Below are 18,556 nucleotides of genomic sequence, written 5' to 3'. Positions count from 1 at the left end.
CCGACCGTTTCCTTACTCGACCGTCACTTGGCCGTCTCGGCCACGAGACGCTCGACGGCGTCGACGGCCTCGCCGACGGCGGCCGGGTTCTGACCGCCGCCCTGGGCGACGTCCGGCTTGCCGCCACCGCCGCCGCCGAGGGTCTTGGCGGCGGTGCGGACCAGGTCACCGGCCTTGAGACCGAGCTCGCGGGCGGCCTCGTTGGTGGCGATGACCGTGAGCGGCTTGCCGTTGTTCACCGTGAAGAGGGCCACGACGGCGGCCCGGCCGCCCTGGATACGGCCCCGCACGTCGAGGACCAGCTTGCGCAGGTCGTCGGGGGTGGTGCCGTCCGGGACCTGGCCGGTCACCACGGCCACGCCGCGCACGTCCTTGGCGGACTCGGCGAGACCGGCGGCGGCCTGCAGAACCTTTTCGGCGCGGAACTTCTCGATCTCCTTCTCGGCGTCCTTCAGCTTGCCGAGCATGGCGGAGACCTTCTCCGGCAGCTCCTCCGCGCGGCCCTTGAGCAGCTCGGTGAGCTGGTTGACGACCGTGTGCTCGCGGGCGAGGAAGCTGTAGGCGTCCACCCCGACGAGGGCCTCGATACGGCGTACGCCCGAGCCGATGGAGGACTCGCCGAGCAGCTTCACCAGGCCCAGCTGGGCGGTGTTGTGCACGTGCGTGCCGCCGCACAGCTCCTTGGAGAAGTCGCCGATGGTCACCACGCGGACCCGCTCGCCGTACTTCTCGCCGAACTCGGCGATGGCGCCCTGCTTCTTGGCCTCGTCGATACCCATGACGTCGGCGCGGACGTCGAGGTCACGGGCGAGCACCTCGTTGATCTTCTGCTCGACGTCGGTCATCACGGCCGTCGGAACGGCGGACGGGGAGCCGAAGTCGAAGCGGAAGCGGCCGGGCTGGTTCTCGGAACCGGCCTGGGCGGCCGTCGGGCCGAGGGCGTCGCGCAGAGCCTGGTGGGTCAGGTGGGTGGCCGAGTGGGCGCGGGCGATGGCCTTGCGGCGACGGGAGTCGATGGAGGCGTGGGCCTTGGCGCCGACCGTCACCTCACCGACCTGCACGACACCCTTGTGCACGTAGACACCCGGGACCGGCTTCTGGCAGTCGCGGATCTCGATGACGGCACCGGAGTCGACCTTGATCTTGCCGGTGTCGCCGATCTGACCGCCGCCCTCGGCGTAGAACGGGGTGCGGTCCAGGACGACCTCGACCTCGTCGCCCTCGGTGGCGGCCGGGGAGGAGACGCCGTCGACGAGCAGGCCGACGATCGTGGACTCGCCCTCGGTGTCCGTGTAGCCGATGAAGTCGGTGGCGCCGGCGGTGTCGGCGATCTCCCGGTAGGCGCCCATGTCGGCGTGGCCGGTCTTCTTGGCCTGGGCGTCGGCCTTGGCGCGCTCCCGCTGCTCCTTCATCAGCCGGCGGAAGCCGTCCTCGTCCACCGACAGGCCCTGCTCGGCGGCCATCTCGAGGGTGAGGTCGATCGGGAAGCCCCAGGTGTCGTGGAGCAGGAACGCCTTGTCGCCGGAGAGGACCGTGCCGCCGGCCTGCTTGGTCTCGGTGACGGCGGTGTCGAGGATGTTGGTGCCGGCCTTCAGCGTCTTGAGGAAGGCGTTCTCCTCGGCGACGGCGACCTTCTCGATGCGCTCGCGGTCCGTGATCAGCTCGGGGTACTGCCGGCCCATCATCTCGATGACGGTGTCGATCAGGTCCTTGACGACCGGACCGGTGGCACCGAGCAGCCGCATGTTGCGGATGGCGCGGCGCATGATGCGGCGCAGCACGTAGCCGCGGCCCTCGTTGCCGGGGGTCACGCCGTCACCGATGAGCATCACCGAGGTGCGCATGTGGTCCGTGACCACGCGCAGGGAGACGTCCGAGTGGTGGGCGTCGCCGTAGGCCACGCCGGTCAGCTCGGTGGCCTTGTCGATGACGGCCATGGAGGTGTCGATCTCGTACATGTTCTGCACGCCCTGCAGAATCATGGCGAGTCGCTCCAGGCCGAGGCCCGTGTCGATGTTCTTGCTCGGCAGCTCGCCGAGGATCTCGAAGTTGTCCTTGCCGATGCCCTCGCCACGCTCGTACTGCATGAAGACGAGGTTCCAGATCTCCACGTACCGCTCGTCGTTGACGGCGGGGCCGCCCTCGGCGCCGAACTCGGGGCCGCGGTCGTAGTTGATCTCGGAGCAGGGGCCGCACGGGCCGGGGACGCCCATGGACCAGTAGTTGTCCTTCATGCCGAGGCGCTGGATGCGCTCCTTCGGCACGCCGACGACCTCGTGCCAGATGCGCTCGGCCTCGTCGTCGTCCTTGTAGACGGTGATCCAGAGCTTCTCCGGCTCCAGGCCGTAACCACCCTTGTCCTGGGGCGTGGTGAGCAGCTCCCAGGCGTACTTGATGGCGCCTTCCTTGAAGTAGTCGCCGAAGGAGAAGTTGCCGCACATCTGGAAGAACGTGCCGTGCCGCGTGGTCTTGCCGACCTCTTCGATGTCGGGCGTGCGCACGCACTTCTGCACGCTGGTGGCGCGCGGGAACGGCGGCTTGACCTCGCCCAGGAAGTAGGGCTTGAAGGGCACCATGCCGGCGGGGACGAGGAGCAGAGTCGGGTCGTCCGCGATGAGCGACGCCGAAGGGACGACGGTGTGCCCGCGCTCCTCGAAGAAGCTCAGCCAGCGGCGGCGGATCTCAGCCGACTCCATCAGTGGTCCTCATTCCGGTTGTACGAGTACGTCGGGTTCTCGGCGTACTTCGGGTTGCTGCGGTTGTTCTCGATGGCGGCGTACCGCCCGGGGGCCGCGAGTTCCGGGTTCTCGTGGATGCCCAGGGCCTCCCCGAGCTCGGCCTCCCGCTGGGCCATGTTGTCGCGGACGTCGAGCGCGAAGCCCACGGCGCGGTCCTTGAGCCGCTGTCCCGTCTCGAGCGCCTTGTTCGCCGCGGTCGCGGCGAGGCTCTCCGGGGTCAGCTGCTTCAGCTTGCGGTTGACCTTGGTGGTGGCCCACACACCGGCGGCGACGCCCGTGCTGAACCAGAACGTACGGCGGAACATCGCTCTGTTTCAGTCCTTACTTCCGCTTGCCCCGTCGCGAGGCCGGGACGGTGCGGCCCACGATCACGGTACGCCTCGCCTCCTCGGCGGGCACGTCACCCTTGCGCCCGCCCAGCGCCCGGCGGACGCCGTAGCCGAAGGCCGCGACCTTGACCAGCGGGCCGCCGAAGGTGGAGGCGACGGTGGTCGACAGGGCGGAGGCGTTCGACGTGACCTCCTGGACGTCGGAGGCGATCGCGTCGACCCGGTCGATCTGGGTCTGCGCGGAGCGCACCGCCTGGGAGGCGTCTGCCAGCAGCGGGACGGCCTGGTCGGTCACGTCCGCCACGAGCTTGGTCGTCGCCTTGAGCGTCTGGGCCAGCCTCGCGAGAGCCACCGCGAGGAAGGAGACCAGGATCGCCCAGAAGACGGCCACCAGGATCCCGGCCACCTCTCCACCGGACACTGTGCGCACCCGCTCCCTGAAACGTGCCTGAACATCGAGAAAGTCGTGCACCGAGCCTATCGCGCCGGGGCTCGGGCTCCGTACCGGATTAGGGGGCGTGGGTGCCGGAGTTCCGGGAAGCGATTGTACGCAGTGATTACGGTTCAGTACGCTCCGTGTCCCATGCGAGATCATCAGCGCGCCGGTACTCCCGCGGGCGGCCATCTGCCCGCGGAAACGAACGCGTTCGTCGGCCGGGCCGGCGAACTGGCCGACCTGGCCGAGGCCCTGCGCGGCTCGCGGCTGGTGACCGTGACCGGCCCCGGCGGGGTCGGCAAGTCGCGGCTCGCGGCCCGGGCGGCGGCGCGCTGCGTGGCCCCGCACGGAGTGTGGCATGTGGATCTGGCGCCGCTGCGGGACGCCGGCCTCGTCGCGTACGCGCTCGTGGAGGCGCTGGGGCTGACCGACCACACGTCCCGGGCGCCGCGCGAGACGCTGCTCGCGCATCTCGCCGGCCGTGAACTCCTGCTGGTCGTCGACGGTTTCGAGCATCTGGCCGAGGGGTGCGCCGAGCTGGTGGCGGACCTGCTGGCCCGGCTCCCGCAGCTGCGGATCCTCGCGGTCGGCCGGTGCCCGCTGCGGCTGGCCGGCGAACGGCTGCTGCCGCTCGCGCCCCTCGGCGAGGACGAGGCGGTGAAGCTGTTCGCCGAACGCGCCGCCGCCCAGGGTGTACCCGTCGGGGACGGCCCCGAGGTGCGCGAGCTGTGCCGGCGCCTCGACGGCGTCCCGCTGGCCCTGGAGCTGGCGGCGGGACGGCTGCGGGTGCTGTCGCCGGGGCAGTTGCTGGAGCGGCTGGACGACCGGTTCCGGCTGCTGACCGGTGAGGTGCGCGACGCGTTGCCGCGCCACCGGACGCTGCGCACTGCGATCGGCTGGAGCCACGAGCTGTGCACCCCGGCCGAGCGGCTGCTGTGGGCGCGGCTGACGGTGTTCGCCGGGCAGTTCGACCTGGACGCCGTGGAGTACGTGTGCAGCGGGCACGGGCTGCCGGCCGACGACGTGCTGGACGTGCTGACGGAACTGATCGCGCAGTCGGTCGTGACCCGCGAGGAGGCCGCCGCGGGCGTGCGCTACCGCATGCTCGACACGATCCGGGCCTACGGCGCCGACTGGCTCGCGGCGACCGGGGACGCGGACCGGATGCGGCGCCGCCACCGCGACTGGTACATGGGGCTGGCGACCTGGTGCGAGCTGGACTGGTTCTCGCCCCGGCAGGCGGAGGTGGCCGAGCGCATCGAGACCGAGCTGCCGAATCTGCGGTGCGCGCTGGAGCACTGTCTGACGGAACCGGGCGAGGCGCATCTGGGGCAGTATCTGGCCGGTTCGCTGTGGTTCTACTGGGCGGGCTGCGGGCGGCTGGCGGAGGGGCGCCACTGGCTGCAGCGCAGCCTGGAGCTTCAGACGGAGGGCGGTGCGCACAGCGCGGGCGAGCATCCGCGGCTGAAGGCCCTGTGGGTGCTGGGTTATGTCGCGATCCTGCAGGGTGATCCGGTGCCCGCCCTCGCGGCGCTGACGGAGTGCCGGGCGGAGGCGGAGCGGGTGGGCAGTGCGACCGGTGTCGCCTACGCCGAGCACCGCACCGGATGTCTGGCGCTGGTCACGGACGACATGGCGCGTGCGGAGCGGCTGCTGCGCTCGGCGCTGGAGCGCTACCGGGAGATCGGCGAACTGAACAGCAATGTGCTGATGGGCCAGGTGGAGCTGGCGATGGCCCGGGCGTTCCAGGGCGATCTGGCGGACGCGGTGCGGCTGTGCGAGGACGTGCGGCAGGTCTGCGAGGACCACGGCGAGCGGTGGGCGCTCGGGTACGCGCTGTTCGTGCTGGCGTACGCGGCCTGGGCCGAGGGGGACACGGCCCGCTCCCGGGCGCTGCTGACCGAGTCCCTGGGCGGCGCGCACGCCTTTCGCGATCTGCTCGGCTCGGTGTTGTCGATGGAGCTGCTGGCGCTGGTCACCGCGGCGGAGGGGGACGCGGCGGAGGCGGCGGTGCTCCAGGGCGCCGCGGCGCAGATGTGGCCGTCGGTGGGGCTGCCGCTGTTCGGGTCCGCCTACTACAACGGTCCGCACGAGCTGTGCGAGGCGACGGCCCGGGAGCGGCTCGGGGACGGGCGGTACGAGGAGTGCGTACGGCAGGGGCGGCGGCTCGGGCGGCCCGAGGCGGTGGCGCGGGCGCTTGGCCGGGACCGGTCGCTGCCGTCCGTTCCGCCCCCGCGCAGAGCGCAGGGCGGTGGCCGGGGAACGCGGCAGCCCGCCGCCTCGCCCACCCGGAAGGGCGGGGAGACGGCGGGCTGAGGGAGTGCTACCGCGTGGCCGAGGATCAGCGGGCGTAGTACTCGACGACGAGCTGCTCGTCGCAGATCACCGGGATCTCCTTGCGGTTCGGCTCGCGGTCCAGGCGGAACGCCAGGGCCTTGAGGTTCACCTGCAGGTAGCGCGGGGTCTCACCGTCGGGGGCGAAGCCACCCTCGCGGGCGATCGTGAAGAGCGTCTTGTCCTTGGAGCGGTCGCGGACCTGGACGACATCGTCGGGACGCACGACGAAGGACGGCTTGTCGACCTTCTTGCCGTTGACCTGGATGTGGCCGTGGACGACCATCTGGCGGGCCTGGTAGATCGTGCGGGCGATGCCCGAACGCAGGACCAGCGCGTCGAGGCGCTTCTCCAGCTCCACGATCAGGGCCTCACCGGTCTTGCCCTGGACCTTGGAGGCACGCTCGTAGGCGCGCACCAGCTGGCGCTCGGAGATGTCGTACTGAGCGCGCAGACGCTGCTTCTCGAGCAGACGGACCTTGTAGTCCGAGTTCTGCTTGCGGCCGCGGCCGTGCTCACCCGGCGGGTAGGGACGGGCCTCGAAGTACTTGACGGCCTTCGGCGTCAGCGCGATGCCGAGGGCACGCGACTTCTTGACCTTGGGGCGGGACTGGTTCGCCACTGTTTCTCTTTTCCTTGTTCCGGCTTGTCAGGGTTGCGGGAGGTCGCATCCGCAGCCGGGGAAACCCGTCGGGTCCACATGGGACCTGCCGGGCAGCCGCTCCCCTGGTCTGGGCACATACGTGCAGCACGCGAGTGGCCCACCGACCTTTCCCGGAGCTCCGGGTGGTGGTGGGCTGCCCGCGACACCGTTCGACGGTGCGCGACGCTCCTGGAACCCGCGGGGGGTTCCGGCCGGCTGTCCCGCTCTGACTGCACGGAACTCGGCACTTCAGGGCAGTCTACAGGGCGCTCAGGACCGCTTGCGACCGAGGTGCTTGCGGGTCCACTCCACGGCGTCCGCGTAGCGCGCCTCCGCGCCGTGCCGGGTCGGGGTGTAGTACTCGCGGTCCTTGAGGACGTCCGGGGCGTACTGCTGGGCGGCGATGCCCTCGGCCAGGTCGTGCGGGTAGACGTACCCCTGGCCGTGCCCGAGCTTGGTCGCGCCCTTGTAGTGGCTGTCGCGCAGATGCGCCGGGACCGCTCCGGCCAGTCCCTTGCGTACGTCGTCCAGGGCGGCACCGATCGCGGTGGTGGCGGAGTTGGACTTGGGTGCGAGCGCGAGCGCGATGGTGGCGTGGCTGAGGGTGAGCGCGGCCTCGGGGAAGCCGATCATGGCGACGGCCTGGGCCGCGGCGACCGCGATGGGCAGGGCGTTCGGGTCGGCCAGGCCGATGTCCTCGCTGGCGGAGATCATCAGGCGGCGGGCGATGAAGCGGGGGTCCTCGCCGGCCTCGATCATGCGGGCCAGGTAGTGCAGGGCGGCGTCGACGTCGGAGCCGCGGATGGACTTGATCAGGGCGCTGGCGACGTCGTAGTGCTGGTCGCCGTCGCGGTCGTACTTCACCGCGGCCCGGTCGACGGTCTCCTCCAGCGTGGACAGGGAGATCTCCGCCTCGCCCTTGTCGAGGGCGGCCCCGGCGGCGGCCTCCAGGGCGGTGAGCGCGCGGCGGGCGTCGCCGCCGGCGATGCGCAGCAGGTGGTCCTCGGTGTCCTCGGGGAGGGCGACGGCGCTCTTCAGACCGCGCTCGTCGGTGAGGGCACGCTTCAGCAGGCCGCGGATGTCGTCATCGGTGAGGGATTCGAGAGTGAGCAGCAGGGAGCGGGACAGCAGCGGGGAGATCACCGAGAAGTACGGGTTCTCGGTGGTGGCCGCGATCAGGGTCACCCAGCGGTTCTCGACGGCTGGGAGCAGGGAGTCCTGCTGGGCCTTGCTGAAGCGGTGGATCTCGTCGAGGAAGAGGACGGTCTCCTGGCCGTATCCGCCGCTGGCGCGACGGGCGCCGTCGATGACCGTGCGCACCTCCTTGACGCCCGCGGTGATCGCGGACAGCTCCACGAAGCGCTTGTTGGTGGCCTTGGAGACGACGTAGGCGAGGGTGGTCTTGCCGGTGCCGGGCGGACCCCACAGGATCACCGAGGACGGCCCGGCCGGGCCCTTCGCGCCCTCGCCGACCAGGCGGCGCAGGGGTGAACCCGGCTTGAGCAGGTGCTGCTGCCCGACGACCTCGTCGAGGGTGCGCGGACGCATCCGGACCGCGAGGGGGCTGGTCGTCGGGTCCTTCTCCTGGCGTTCTTCGGCTGCGGCGGTGAACAGGTCGGGCTCCACGCCAGAAACCCTAAATCACCGCACTGACAACGCGGCGGGCCGCGTCGGCGTCCACCGCGCCAGGGGCCCGCCTGGAGACGGGGGGTCGCACCGCGCTGCGCCTGCCGGCGAGGGAGCCATGCCCTGGCGGAGCGTCGGACGGGAGGGACCGGCGGGAGAGCCGGGCAAGGGCCGGACGCCGCGGGCAGGAGACCGGCCCGACGGCCTGGGCGGGATGCCGCGGGCCCGAGACCGGCCCGACGGCCAGGGCGGGACGCCGCGGGCCCGAGACCGGCCCGAGAATCTGGGCCGCAGAGAGTCCGTGACCGGACCGTGGGGCCGAGCCCTGGTGAGTCCGAGACCGGACTGCGGGCCCAGCCCTGGTGAGTCCGAGACCGGACCGCGGGTCGGGCCCGGTGGGCCCGAGACCGGACCGTGGGCCGAGCGCCGGTGGGCCCGCGCGTGGGACTCAAGACCTGATCCCGTCGGACTGCCCCCGGGGCCGGGATGCGGGCGGCACGGCATCCGCCGCCGGCGGGGCCCCGGTGGGCCGCCCTTCGGGCGCGAGGCACGGGCCGGCCGCGAGCGGCTCAGGTCGGACGGGAGAGTCCCCGGTGTACGGCGGCCCTCAGGACTCACGCCCCGCGCGGCGGACCGCCGGGGTCGGCATCAGCTGGTCCAGAAGGTCCACCAGCGGGTCAGGATCAGCATGCCGATGATGCCGATGTGGAGGACCGGCATGACCCAGGTGAACTCGCCGAAGAAGCCCTTGAGCCAGCGCGGGGCCGGCAGCAGGTCGTTGCGGATGTTGAAGGACGTCACGTACCAGAACATGATGATCGTGGCGACCCAGGCCAGGCAGCACCACAGGCACAGCGCGTTGATCCGGTACAGGGACTGGAACTGCAGCCAGCCGCAGAAGCCCACACCGAACAGCGTGCCGAAGTTGAAGGTGAGCCAGTACCAGCGCGGGAAGCGGGCGCGGGCCAGCAGGCTCATGCCGACGCAGATGACGATGCCGTAGCAGACCAGGCCGAGCATCGGGTTGGGGAACCCGAAGGCGGCGGCCTGCTTGGACTCCATCACGCTGCCGCAGGAGACGACCGGGTTGAGGCTGCAGCCGGGGGTGAACGTCTTGCCCGCGACCTTGGCCTCGAGCAGCTTGAACTTGTCCAGGGTGATGACCCAGGCGGCGAGCAGTCCGGCCGCGCCGGTGATCACCAGCAGCACTCCGAAAGCGCGGCTGCCGCCCACGGTGCGCGGCGCGGCGGCCCCGGCGTGCTGCGGCTCGGGGTCGGTGGAGACGTCCTTCACTGTCGTCTTGCTCATTCCGCCGGTTCCGTCACTTGAGAGTTGGACTTTCTTCGGGCAGGGGCCATTGTGCCGCACGGGTCCCACTGTCCACCGTTCGATGGGCATAAGGAAGTACGCGCCTGGAGCCCCGGACGTTCGGATCCGGCCGCTGATCGGACGCCTTCACGCGCGTGCGGCGCTCCGGCTCGAAAATCCCCTCGCTGAGCGACGTCACGGGCTTCGGGTTGACGACGAAGGGCGCCGGGATCACCCCGGCGCCCTCCCTTGCTGTGGTCGGCCGTCAGCCGCCGAGCCGGGCCTCCAGCTCCGCCACGATCTCGTTCACGCCGACCGCCGTCTGCTCGCCGGACTCCATGTCCTTGAGCTGGACGACGCCCTCGGCGAGGTCGCGCTCGCCGGCCACGATCGTGTAGCGGGCGCCGCTGCGGTTGGCGTTCTTCATCGCGCCCTTGAGCCCCTTGTGCCCGTAGGAGAAGTCCGCCGCCACACCCACCTTGCGCAACTCGGTGACCTTGGCGAAGAGCACGCGGCGGGCCTCGTCGCCGAGCGGCACCGCGAAGACGCTGGTCGCGGAGGGCAGTTCGAGCTCGACGCCCTCCGCCTCGAGCGCGAGCACCGTGCGGTCCACGCCGAGCGCCCAGCCGACGGACGGCAGCGCGGGGCCGCCGATCATCTCCGACAGGCCGTCGTAGCGGCCGCCGCCGCCCACCGCGGACTGCGAGCCGAGGCCGTCGTGGACGAACTCGAAGGTGGTGCGGGTGTAGTAGTCGAGGCCGCGCACCAGCTTCGGGTCGTCCTCGAAGGCCACGCCCGCGGCCGTGATCAGCTCGCGGACCTCCTCGTGGTACGCCTTGCAGCCGTCGCACAGGTAGTCGCGCAGCAGCGGGGCGCCGGTGAGCTGCTTCTGCACCGCCTCGCGCTTGTCGTCCAGGACGCGCAGCGGGTTGATCTCCGCGCGGCGCAGCGTGTCCTCGTCCAGGTCGAGGCCGCGCAGGAAGTCCTGCAGCGCGGCCCGGTACACCGGCCGGCACTCCTTGTCGCCGAGCGAGTTCAGCAGGATGCGGAAGTCGCGCAGGCCGAGCGAGCGGTACGCCTGGTCGGCGAGGATGATCAGCTCGGCGTCCAGCGCCGGGTCCTCCGCGCCGATCGCCTCGGCGCCGACCTGGGAGAAGTGCCGGTAGCGGCCCTTCTGCGGGCGCTCGTAGCGGTAGTAGGAGCCGGAGTACCACAGCTTGACGGGGAGGTTGCCCGCCTTGTGGAGGTTGGCCTCCAGCGCGGCGCGCAGCACGGAGGCGGTGCCCTCGGGACGCAGGGCGAGCTTGTCGCCGCCCTTGGTCTCGAAGGCGTACATCTCCTTGGTCACGATGTCGGTGGACTCGCCGACACCGCGCGCGAACAGCTCGACGTTCTCGAAGCCGGGGGTCTCGATGTAGCCGTAGCCAGAGGCGCGCAGCGGGGCGGCGATCGCCTCGCGCACCGCCAGGTACTTCGCGGAGTCCGGCGGGATGAGGTCGTACGTGCCCTTGGGGGCCTTGAAGGTGCTCACGGAAGTCTCTCGATCACATTCCTCGTCGGGGAGCCGTAGGCGCTCCCTGGCCGGCCGCCACCTGCCGCAGATACGGGTTGGTGGCGCGCTCCTGGCCGATGGTCGTCTGGGGGCCGTGTCCGGACAGCACCACGGTCGAGTCGTCGAGCGGCAGGACCACGCGGGTCAGCGACTCGAGCATGTCGTCCATGGAGCCACCGGGGAAGTCGGTGCGTCCGATGGAGCCGGCGAACAGCAGGTCGCCCGAGAACAGGATGGGCGGGATGTCCGCCGCCTCGGGCAGGCCGAAGGTCACCGACCCCCTGGTATGGCCCGGCGCGTGCGAGACGGTCATCGACAGTCCCGCCAGCTCCAGATGCGCGCCGTCGGTCAGCTCCTTGACGTCGTCCGGCTCCCCCACGGTCAGCTCGCCCATCAGCGGCATGCCGATGGACCGGCCGAGCGCCTTCTCGGGGTCGCTCATCATGAACCGGTCCTCGGGGTGGATCCAGGCCGGTACGTCGTGCGCGCCGCACACGGGGACGACGGAGGCCACGTGGTCGATGTGGCCGTGGGTGAGGACGACGGCGACGGGCTTGAGCCGATGCTTCTTCAGTGCCTCTTCGACTCCGGGGGCCGCCTGGTGGCCCGGGTCGATGATCACGCACTCCTCACCGGCGGCGGGGGCGACGAGATAGCAGTTCGTCCCCCAGGCCCCGGCGGGGAACCCGGCAATGAGCACGATCGTCCTTCGTTGTGGCGGTTGTGGGCGGTATGGGGGCGGCGTCTCGCGCTCGCGCCCGCGGTCAGAGCCTACCGGCGCTGCCGATTCCTCAGCGAACCCATATACGGTACGGGGCACACGCAGGCGATCGGTTCATCGGACGCACGCGCCCCCAACCGACGTACAAGAGGCATAGAGGAGTAACCCCGGTGGTCAGCCAGGAGCAGCGGCGGCGTCAGCTCGCCCGGGAGAAGTTCTTGCGGCAGCAGCAGCGGCGCACCGACGCGCGGCGCAAGGCGCGGGTCCGTAATTCCGTGATCGCCTCGGTGCTCGGTGTGGTCCTGGTGGGCGGCCTCGCGGTCTACACGACCGGGGTGTTCAAGGACGACGGAAAGTCGAACGCGAGCGCCGACGTGACGCCGTCGGCGTCGGCGTCGGCCAAGCCGAAGGACCCGTGCGCGAAGCCGGCGCCGGGCTCGGTGAAGAAGCTGAAGTTCGGCAAGGAGCCGGCGATGTCGATCGACACGTCGGCGAAGTACACGATGAAGCTGGACACCACGTGCGGTGAGATCGACGTCGCGCTGAAGGCGTCGGCGGCCCCGCACACCGTGAACTCGTTCAACTTCCTCGCGGGCAAGGGCTACTTCGACCACACCAAGTGCCACCGCCTGACCCCGTCGGGCATCTACGTCCTGCAGTGCGGCGACCCGACGGCCACCGGCATGGGCGACCCGGGCTACAAGATGAAGGACGAGAACCTCAAGGACAAGAGCCTCAAGGGCAACGTCTACCCGGCGGGCACGGTCGCGATGGCGAACTCCGGTCCGAACACCAACGGCAGCCAGTTCTTCCTCGTGTACCAGGACAGCCCGCTTCCGCCCAGCTACACACCGTTCGGTACGGTGTCGCCGGCGGGCATGCAGGTGCTGAAGAAGATCGCGGACGCCGGCGCCCAGCCCGCCGATCCCACCACCCAGAACACCGCGCCCAACGCGACGGTGGTGATCGACAAGGCGACGGTCACGAAGTCGTGACGGCACCTGGGCGTCCTGTGCGGCCAGCTGGGAAATTTCGGTCGCGCTGGATGCGGACAGGCAACCCGCTGGTCGCCTATGTTGGCGGTGAACAAACTGTGGACGATGCCCGGGGGAGCTCGAAGGCCCCTCGCAGGCATCATGTGGAGGAGGCGCTGTGAGCAGCGACCCGTGGGGCCGCGTCGACGAGACGGGGACCGTGTACGTGCGGACGGCCGACGGCGAGCAGGTCGTCGGTTCCTGGCAGGCCGGCTCCCCCGAGGAGGCGCTGGCCTACTTCGAGCGCAAGTACGAGGGCCTGGTTGTCGAGATCGGCCTCCTCGAGAAGCGAGTGCGCACCACCGATCTGTCGGCCAAGGACGCGATGGCCGCGATCGACCACCTGCGCGAGCAGGTGGACGCGCACCACGCGGTCGGTGACCTGGACGCGCTGCGGCAGCGCCTGGACAAGCTCGTGCAGACCGTCGAGTCGCGCCGCGAGGAGCGCAAGGCGCAGCGGGCGAAGCAGGCGGACGAGGCCCGGCACGCCAAGGAGTCCCTGGTCGCGGAGGCCGAGGAGCTGGCGCAGTCCGACCAGTGGCGGGCGGCCGGCGAGCGGCTGCGGTCCCTGGTGGACACCTGGAAGGGTCTGCCGCGGCTCGACCGCAAGTCGGACGACGAGCTGTGGCACCGGTTCTCGCACGCCCGGTCGGCGTTCTCCAAGCGCCGCAAGGCGCACTTCGCGCAGCTGGACGCGCAGCGCGAGGAGGCCCGCCGGACCAAGGAGCGCCTGGTCGCCGAGGCCGAGGCACTGTCCAGCTCGACGGACTGGGGTCCGACCGCGGCCCGCTACCGCGAGCTGATGGCCGAGTGGAAGGCCGCCGGCCGCGCCCAGCGCGAGCACGAGGACGACCTGTGGAACCGCTTCCGCGGCGCCCAGGACGTGTTCTTCGCCGCCCGCAGCTCGGTCTTCGCGGAGCGGGACGCCGAGCAGGCGGAGAACCTGAAGCTGAAGGAGGAGCTGGCCGAAGAGGCCGAGAAGCTCCTGCCGGTGACGGATCTCAGGGCCGCGCGGGCCGGCTTCCGCTCGATCAACGAGCGCTGGGAGGCCATCGGCCATGTGCCGCGGGACGCCCGGCCGAAGGTCGAGGGCCGGATGCACGCGGTCGAGCGGGCGATCCAGGAGGCCGAGGAGGCCGAGTGGCGCCGGACGAACCCGGAGGCACGCGCGCGTGCCGAGGGTCTGACCGGTCAGCTCCAGGCCGCCGTCGACAAGCTCAGGGGCCAGATCGAGCAGGCGCGCGCCCAGGGCAACAACGCGAAGGCCGACAAGCTGGAGCGTGAGCTGGAGGGCCGCCAGGCGCTGCTGGACCAGGCGCTGAAGGGCCTGCAGGAGTTCGGCGGCTGAGCCACCCGCTCCCCGTGACCGCCGAAAGCCCCCGTACACGGTGTTTACGGGGGCTTTCGTGTGCCACGCGGGCCCTGGGAGGCCCGTGGAGCGGCGTTACGACGGCCGGCGGGCCGAGGTGACGCGGTAGACGTCGTAGACGCCCTCGACGCCGCGTACGGCCTTCAGGACATGGCCCAGGTGCTTGGGGTCGCCCATCTCGAAGGTGAACCGGGAGGTCGCCACCCGGTCGCGGGACGTCTGGACGGCCGCGGACAGGATGTTGACGTGCTGGTCGGACAGGACGCGCGTGACGTCGGACAGCAGCCGGGAGCGGTCCAGGGCCTCGACCTGGATGGCGACCAGGAAGACCGAGGACTGGGTGGGCGCCCACTCGACGTCGAGGATGCGCTCCGGCTCCCGCGACAGTGACTCCACGTTGACGCAGTCGCTGCGGTGAACCGATACGCCACTACCGCGCGTGACGAAGCCGATGATGGGGTCGCCGGGCACCGGCGTACAACAGCGGGCCAGCTTCACCCACACGTCGTCGACGCCCTTGACCACCACACCGGGGTCGTTGCTGCTGCGACGCTTGCGGCCGCGGCCGCGGGAGGGCGGGACCGACTCGTCGATCTCCTCGGTGGCGGCCTCCTCGCCGCCGAGGGCCTGCACCAGCTTCTGCACGATGTGCTGCGCGGAGACATGGCCCTCGCCGATCGCCGCGTAGAGCGCGGAGATGTCGGAGTAGCGCATCTCGTGCGCGAGCGTGACCAGGGAGTCGCCGGTGAGGATGCGCTGGATCGGCAGGTTCTGCTTGCGCATGGCCCGCACGATGGCGTCCTTGCCCTGCTCGATCGCCTCGTCGCGGCGCTCCTTGGAGAACCAGCCCCGGATCTTGTTGCGGGCGCGCGGCGACTTGACGAAGCCGAGCCAGTCCCGGGAGGGTCCGGCGCCCGCCGCCTTGGAGGTGAAGACCTCGACCAGGTCGCCGTTGTCGAGGGTCGACTCCAGCGGGACGAGCCGGCCGTTGACGCGGGCTCCTATGGTGCGGTGGCCGACCTCGGTGTGCACGGCGTAGGCGAAGTCCACCGGGGTGGCGCCCGCCGGCAGCGCGATGACGTCGCCCTTGGGGGTGAAGACGAAGACCTCGTTGCGGGACAGGTCGAAGCGTAGGGACTCCAGGAACTCGCCCGGGTCCTCGGTCTCCTTCTGCCAGTCCAGCAGCTGGCGCAGCCACGCCATGTCGTTGAGGTGGTCGTCCTTGCCCTTGCCGGACGACTTGGGCGCGTCGGTGCGCACCTTGGAGGCGCCCGCGACGGCCTCCTGCTTGTACTTCCAGTGCGCGGCGATGCCGTACTCGGCGCGGCGGTGCATGTCGAAGGTGCGGATCTGCAGCTCGACCGGCTTGCCGCTGGGCCCGATGACCGTCGTGTGCAGCGACTGGTACATGTTGAACTTGGGCATCGCGATGTAGTCCTTGAACCGCCCGGGAACGGGGTTCCAGCGGGCGTGGACGGTGCCCAGCGCGGCGTAGCAGTCGCGGACGGTGTCCACCAGGACGCGGATGCCGACCAGGTCGTAGATCTCCGCGAAGTCACGGCCGCGGACGATCATCTTCTGGTAGACGCTGTAGTAGTGCTTCGGGCGGCCGGTGACGGTGGCGCGGATGCGGGCGGCGCGCAGGTCGCCCTGGACCTCGTCGATCACCTTGGCCAGGTACTCGTCGCGCTTGGGGGCGCGCTCGGCGACGAGGCGCACGATCTCGTCGTACATCTTGGGGTAGAGGATCGCGAAGGCGAGGTCCTCCAGCTCCCACTTGATGGTGTTCATGCCCAGGCGGTGGGCGAGCGGCGCGTAGATCTCCAGGGTCTCGCGCGCCTTCTTCTCCTGCTTCTCGCGCTTGAGGTAGCGCATGGTGCGCATGTTGTGCAGGCGGTCGGCGAGCTTGATGACCAGGACGCGCGGGTCCTTGGCCATGGCGACGACCATCTTGCGCACGGTCTCGGCCTGCGCGGCCTCACCGAACTTGACCTTGTCCAGCTTGGTGACGCCGTCGACGAGCAGGGCGACCACGTCGCCGAAGTCGCGGCGCAGGTCCTCCAGGCCGTACTCGGTGTCCTCGACGGTGTCGTGCAGCAGGCCGGCCATCAGGGTCGCCGGGTCCATGCCGAGCTCGGCGAGGATGGTGGTGACGGCGAGCGGGTGCGTGATGTACGGGTCGCCGCTCTTGCGCTTCTGGCCGCGGTGCCAGCGCTCGGCGACCTGGTAGGCGCGCTCGATCTGGCGCAGCGTGGAGTTCTCGATCTTCGGGTCGTTGCTGCGGACTATCCGCAGCAGCGGTTCCAGGACCGGGTTGTAGGGGTTGGCGCGCTGGACGCCGAGGCGGGCCAGACGGGCGCGGACGCGGTTGGAGGAGCCGGTGCGGGCGGGCGGGGCCGCGGGCGTGCGGACCACGGGCGCGTTGACGGGCCGCTCGGGGGGCGCGGGCTTGGGGCGGGTCTCCTCGGCCGGCTTGTCGACGGGCGCCGACTGGGCGTGCCGGACCGGCCCGCGGGTGTCGTTCTTCGCGTGCGGCTCGGTCGGCGCGGGCTGTGCCGCGGATCCCGGGGCTGGCTCGGGCTTGGCGGCGGTCAGGTGCTGGGCCTCGTCTGGCAAGAGGACTCCTCGTGCGCGATCCGGGTCCCCCGGTCAGGCTCCGGAGTCCCCATCGTAGCGAGCCTGGGCTCCAGGATCGCCTTCAGGCCACTCTGCGGCCCGTGTACCCCGAAAACGCAAGGGGCGGGCACCGGATTCCTCCGGGCCCGCCTCCTGTGTGACCGGCTGGTTCGTCAGGCCGTGTGACCGGCTGGTTCGTCAGACCGTGAGCAGCGCCTCCAGCGGGGCCTCGCCGAGGGCGGCCTGCAGGCGCGGGCGGCCCTCGAGGAAGCTCAGCTCCATCAGCACCGCGGCGCCCGCGACCTCGGCGCCGGCCCGCTGGATCAGCTGGACGGCGGCCTCGGCGGTGCCGCCGGTGGCGAGGACGTCGTCGACGATCAGCACACGGTCGTCGGCAGTGAGGTCCTCGGCGTGCACCTCGATCTCGGCCGAGCCGTACTCCAGGTCGTAGGCCTGGGCGAGCGTGGCTCCGGGGAGCTTGCCCGCCTTGCGGACCGGGATGAAGCCCAGGCCCGCGCGGACGGCGACCGGTGCGCCGAGGATGAAGCCCCGGGCCTCCAGGCCGACGATCTTGGTGGCGCGGGTGCGCTCGGCGATCTCGGCGAACGCGTCGGTGAGCGCGGTGAACGCCGCCGGGTCCGCGAGCAGCGGGGTGATGTCCTTGAACATCACGCCGGGCTCCGGGTAGTCGGCCACGTCGCGGATACGGCTGAGGAGCAGCGCGGTGGGGTCTGCGAGCTCGGTCATCGGCGCTTCCCCGAGGGTCGGCCACGGCCGCGGTTGCGGGCGGCGGACTGGTCGCGGGGGCCGACGACCGCGGGTGCGGCGTCGTCGGAGTCGTCCGCGCCGGCGCGGGCGGCGGCGAACTCCTCCTGGGAGCCGGCCTGGGCCCGCTTGGCCAGGACGCGCTTGCGCAGGGCCTTCATCTGCGGCTCGCGCTCCTTGAGATCGGCGACGAGCGGGGTCGCGATGAAGATCGAGGAGTACGCACCGGCCGCGAGGCCGACGAACAGCGACAGCGAGATGTCGTTGAGCATGCCCGCGCCGAGGAAGCCGCCGCCGATGAACAGCAGGCCCGCGACCGGCAGCAGCGCGACCACCGTGGTGTTGATGGAGCGGACCAGGGTGCCGTTGATGGAACGGTTCGCGATGTCGCTGTAGGTCCACCGGGTCTGCTTGGTGATGTCCTTCGTCTGCTCCTTGAGACTGTCGAAGACGACGACCGTGTCGTAGAGCGAGTAACCGAGGATGGTCAGCAGACCGATCACCGTGCCCGGCGTGACCTCGAAGCCGACGAGGGCGTAGATACCGGTGGTGATGGTGATGTCGTGGATCAGGGCGACGAGCGCCGCGACGGCCATGCGCCACTCGAAGGCGATGGCCAGGTAGATCACCACGAGGACCATGAAGATGCCCAGGCCCTGCCACGCCTTGTTCGCGATCTGCTCACCCCAGCTGGGGCCGACCAGGTCGGCGTTGATCTTCTCCGCGTCGACCTTGAGGTCCTTGGCGAGCTCGTTCTTGATCTTGGTGGCGTCGCTGGTCTCGATGCCCGCGACCTGGATGCGCAGGCTGCCGTCACCGAGCTTCTGGACGATCGCGTCGTGGCCGGAGGCCTCCTGCGCGTAGCCCTCGGCGCTCGTGACCGACACCGACATGTTCTTCGGGGTGGTGAAGACGGCGCCGCCCTGGAACTCGATGCCCATGTTCAGGCCGCGCACCGCCAGGCCCAGGATGGCCGTGATGGTGATCAGGATCGAGACGCCGTACCAGATCTTGCGCTTGCCGATGAAGTCGTAGCCGATTTCGCCACGGTGGAGCCGGGCGCCGAGGTTGCCGAGCTTCGACAT

Annotated in this window: 14 protein-coding genes; 3 read left to right on the top strand and 11 right to left on the bottom strand. The window is 70.8% G+C overall.

Annotated elements, in window-relative coordinates:
• Positions 1 to 23 precede the first annotated feature (23 nt).
• The 3 genes from alaS to ACZ67Q_RS21925 are packed head-to-tail and all read right to left on the bottom strand — an operon-like array spanning position 24 to position 3,497.
• Positions 24 to 2,696, bottom strand: a complete 2,673-nt coding sequence (alaS, locus tag ACZ67Q_RS21935) for an alanine--tRNA ligase (RefSeq protein ID WP_471184603.1) — start codon at positions 2,694 to 2,696, stop codon at positions 24 to 26.
• Complete coding sequence (locus ACZ67Q_RS21930) at positions 2,696 to 3,043, bottom strand: hypothetical protein (RefSeq protein WP_471184601.1); 348 nt, start codon at positions 3,041 to 3,043, stop codon at positions 2,696 to 2,698. The genes alaS and ACZ67Q_RS21930 overlap by 1 nt, the downstream gene beginning before the upstream one ends.
• Positions 3,044 to 3,059: 16 nt before the next feature.
• The gene (locus tag ACZ67Q_RS21925) at positions 3,060 to 3,497 is read right to left on the bottom strand and encodes a DUF948 domain-containing protein (protein WP_471184598.1); all 438 of its coding nucleotides are present in this window, start codon (positions 3,495 to 3,497) and stop codon (positions 3,060 to 3,062) included.
• Between the two features lie 153 nt (positions 3,498 to 3,650).
• Here ACZ67Q_RS21925 and ACZ67Q_RS21920 point away from each other — a divergent pair, with 153 nt between their 5' ends.
• A complete protein-coding gene (locus ACZ67Q_RS21920; RefSeq protein WP_471184596.1) occupies positions 3,651 to 5,819 on the top strand; it encodes an ATP-binding protein in 2,169 nt (722 codons plus the stop codon).
• 25 nt (positions 5,820 to 5,844) lie between these two features.
• On the opposite strand, the gene rpsD is transcribed toward ACZ67Q_RS21920, so the two are convergent.
• The 5 genes from rpsD to ACZ67Q_RS21895 all read right to left on the bottom strand — a co-directional run bounded on the left by rpsD (position 5,845) and on the right by ACZ67Q_RS21895 (position 11,666).
• Positions 5,845 to 6,459 carry a 30S ribosomal protein S4 gene (gene rpsD / locus ACZ67Q_RS21915; RefSeq protein WP_279550180.1) on the bottom strand — a complete coding sequence of 205 codons (615 nt, stop codon included), beginning with the start codon at positions 6,457 to 6,459 and terminating at the stop codon, positions 5,845 to 5,847.
• 291 nt (positions 6,460 to 6,750) lie between these two features.
• On the bottom strand, positions 6,751 to 8,106 hold the full coding sequence (locus ACZ67Q_RS21910; protein WP_471184592.1) for a replication-associated recombination protein A: 1,356 nt from the start codon (positions 8,104 to 8,106) through the stop codon (positions 6,751 to 6,753).
• 648 nt (positions 8,107 to 8,754) lie between these two features.
• Positions 8,755 to 9,414: a vitamin K epoxide reductase family protein gene (locus ACZ67Q_RS21905; protein WP_471184589.1), complete on the bottom strand. Its 660-nt coding sequence runs from the start codon at positions 9,412 to 9,414 to the stop codon at positions 8,755 to 8,757.
• Between the two features lie 265 nt (positions 9,415 to 9,679).
• Complete coding sequence (gene hisS / locus ACZ67Q_RS21900) at positions 9,680 to 10,945, bottom strand: histidine--tRNA ligase (RefSeq protein ID WP_471184586.1); 1,266 nt, start codon at positions 10,943 to 10,945, stop codon at positions 9,680 to 9,682.
• A gap of 13 nt (positions 10,946 to 10,958) precedes the next feature.
• On the bottom strand, positions 10,959 to 11,666 hold the full coding sequence (locus tag ACZ67Q_RS21895) for an MBL fold metallo-hydrolase (RefSeq protein ID WP_471184583.1): 708 nt from the start codon (positions 11,664 to 11,666) through the stop codon (positions 10,959 to 10,961).
• Positions 11,667 to 11,857: 191 nt separating this feature from the next.
• On the opposite strand from ACZ67Q_RS21895, the gene ACZ67Q_RS21890 reads away from it, so the two are divergent.
• Positions 11,858 to 12,682 (top strand): peptidylprolyl isomerase, encoded by an 825-nt coding sequence (locus ACZ67Q_RS21890; RefSeq protein WP_471184580.1) that lies wholly within the window; start codon positions 11,858 to 11,860, stop codon positions 12,680 to 12,682.
• A gap of 157 nt (positions 12,683 to 12,839) precedes the next feature.
• On the top strand, positions 12,840 to 14,069 hold the full coding sequence (locus ACZ67Q_RS21885) for a DUF349 domain-containing protein (RefSeq protein ID WP_471184577.1): 1,230 nt from the start codon (positions 12,840 to 12,842) through the stop codon (positions 14,067 to 14,069).
• A 96-nt stretch (positions 14,070 to 14,165) separates the two neighbouring features.
• Here the strand turns inward: ACZ67Q_RS21885 and relA are convergent, their stop codons facing one another.
• The 3 genes from relA to secF all read right to left on the bottom strand — a co-directional run bounded on the left by relA (position 14,166) and on the right by secF (position 18,556).
• The gene (relA, locus tag ACZ67Q_RS21880; protein WP_471184574.1) at positions 14,166 to 16,706 is read right to left on the bottom strand and encodes a GTP pyrophosphokinase; all 2,541 of its coding nucleotides are present in this window, start codon (positions 16,704 to 16,706) and stop codon (positions 14,166 to 14,168) included.
• 198 nt (positions 16,707 to 16,904) lie between these two features.
• The gene (locus ACZ67Q_RS21875; RefSeq protein ID WP_471184571.1) at positions 16,905 to 17,453 is read right to left on the bottom strand and encodes an adenine phosphoribosyltransferase; all 549 of its coding nucleotides are present in this window, start codon (positions 17,451 to 17,453) and stop codon (positions 16,905 to 16,907) included.
• Entirely contained in the window at positions 17,450 to 18,556 is a 1,107-nt protein-coding gene (secF, locus tag ACZ67Q_RS21870) for a protein translocase subunit SecF (RefSeq protein WP_471184569.1), read from the bottom strand. The genes ACZ67Q_RS21875 and secF overlap by 4 nt, the downstream gene beginning before the upstream one ends.

The sequence above is a fragment of the Streptomyces sp. NPDC036813 genome (assembly GCF_055609245.1).
The sequence above is the reverse complement of the archived record's forward strand: the minus strand, read 5'-3'. Positions and strand labels throughout refer to the sequence as shown.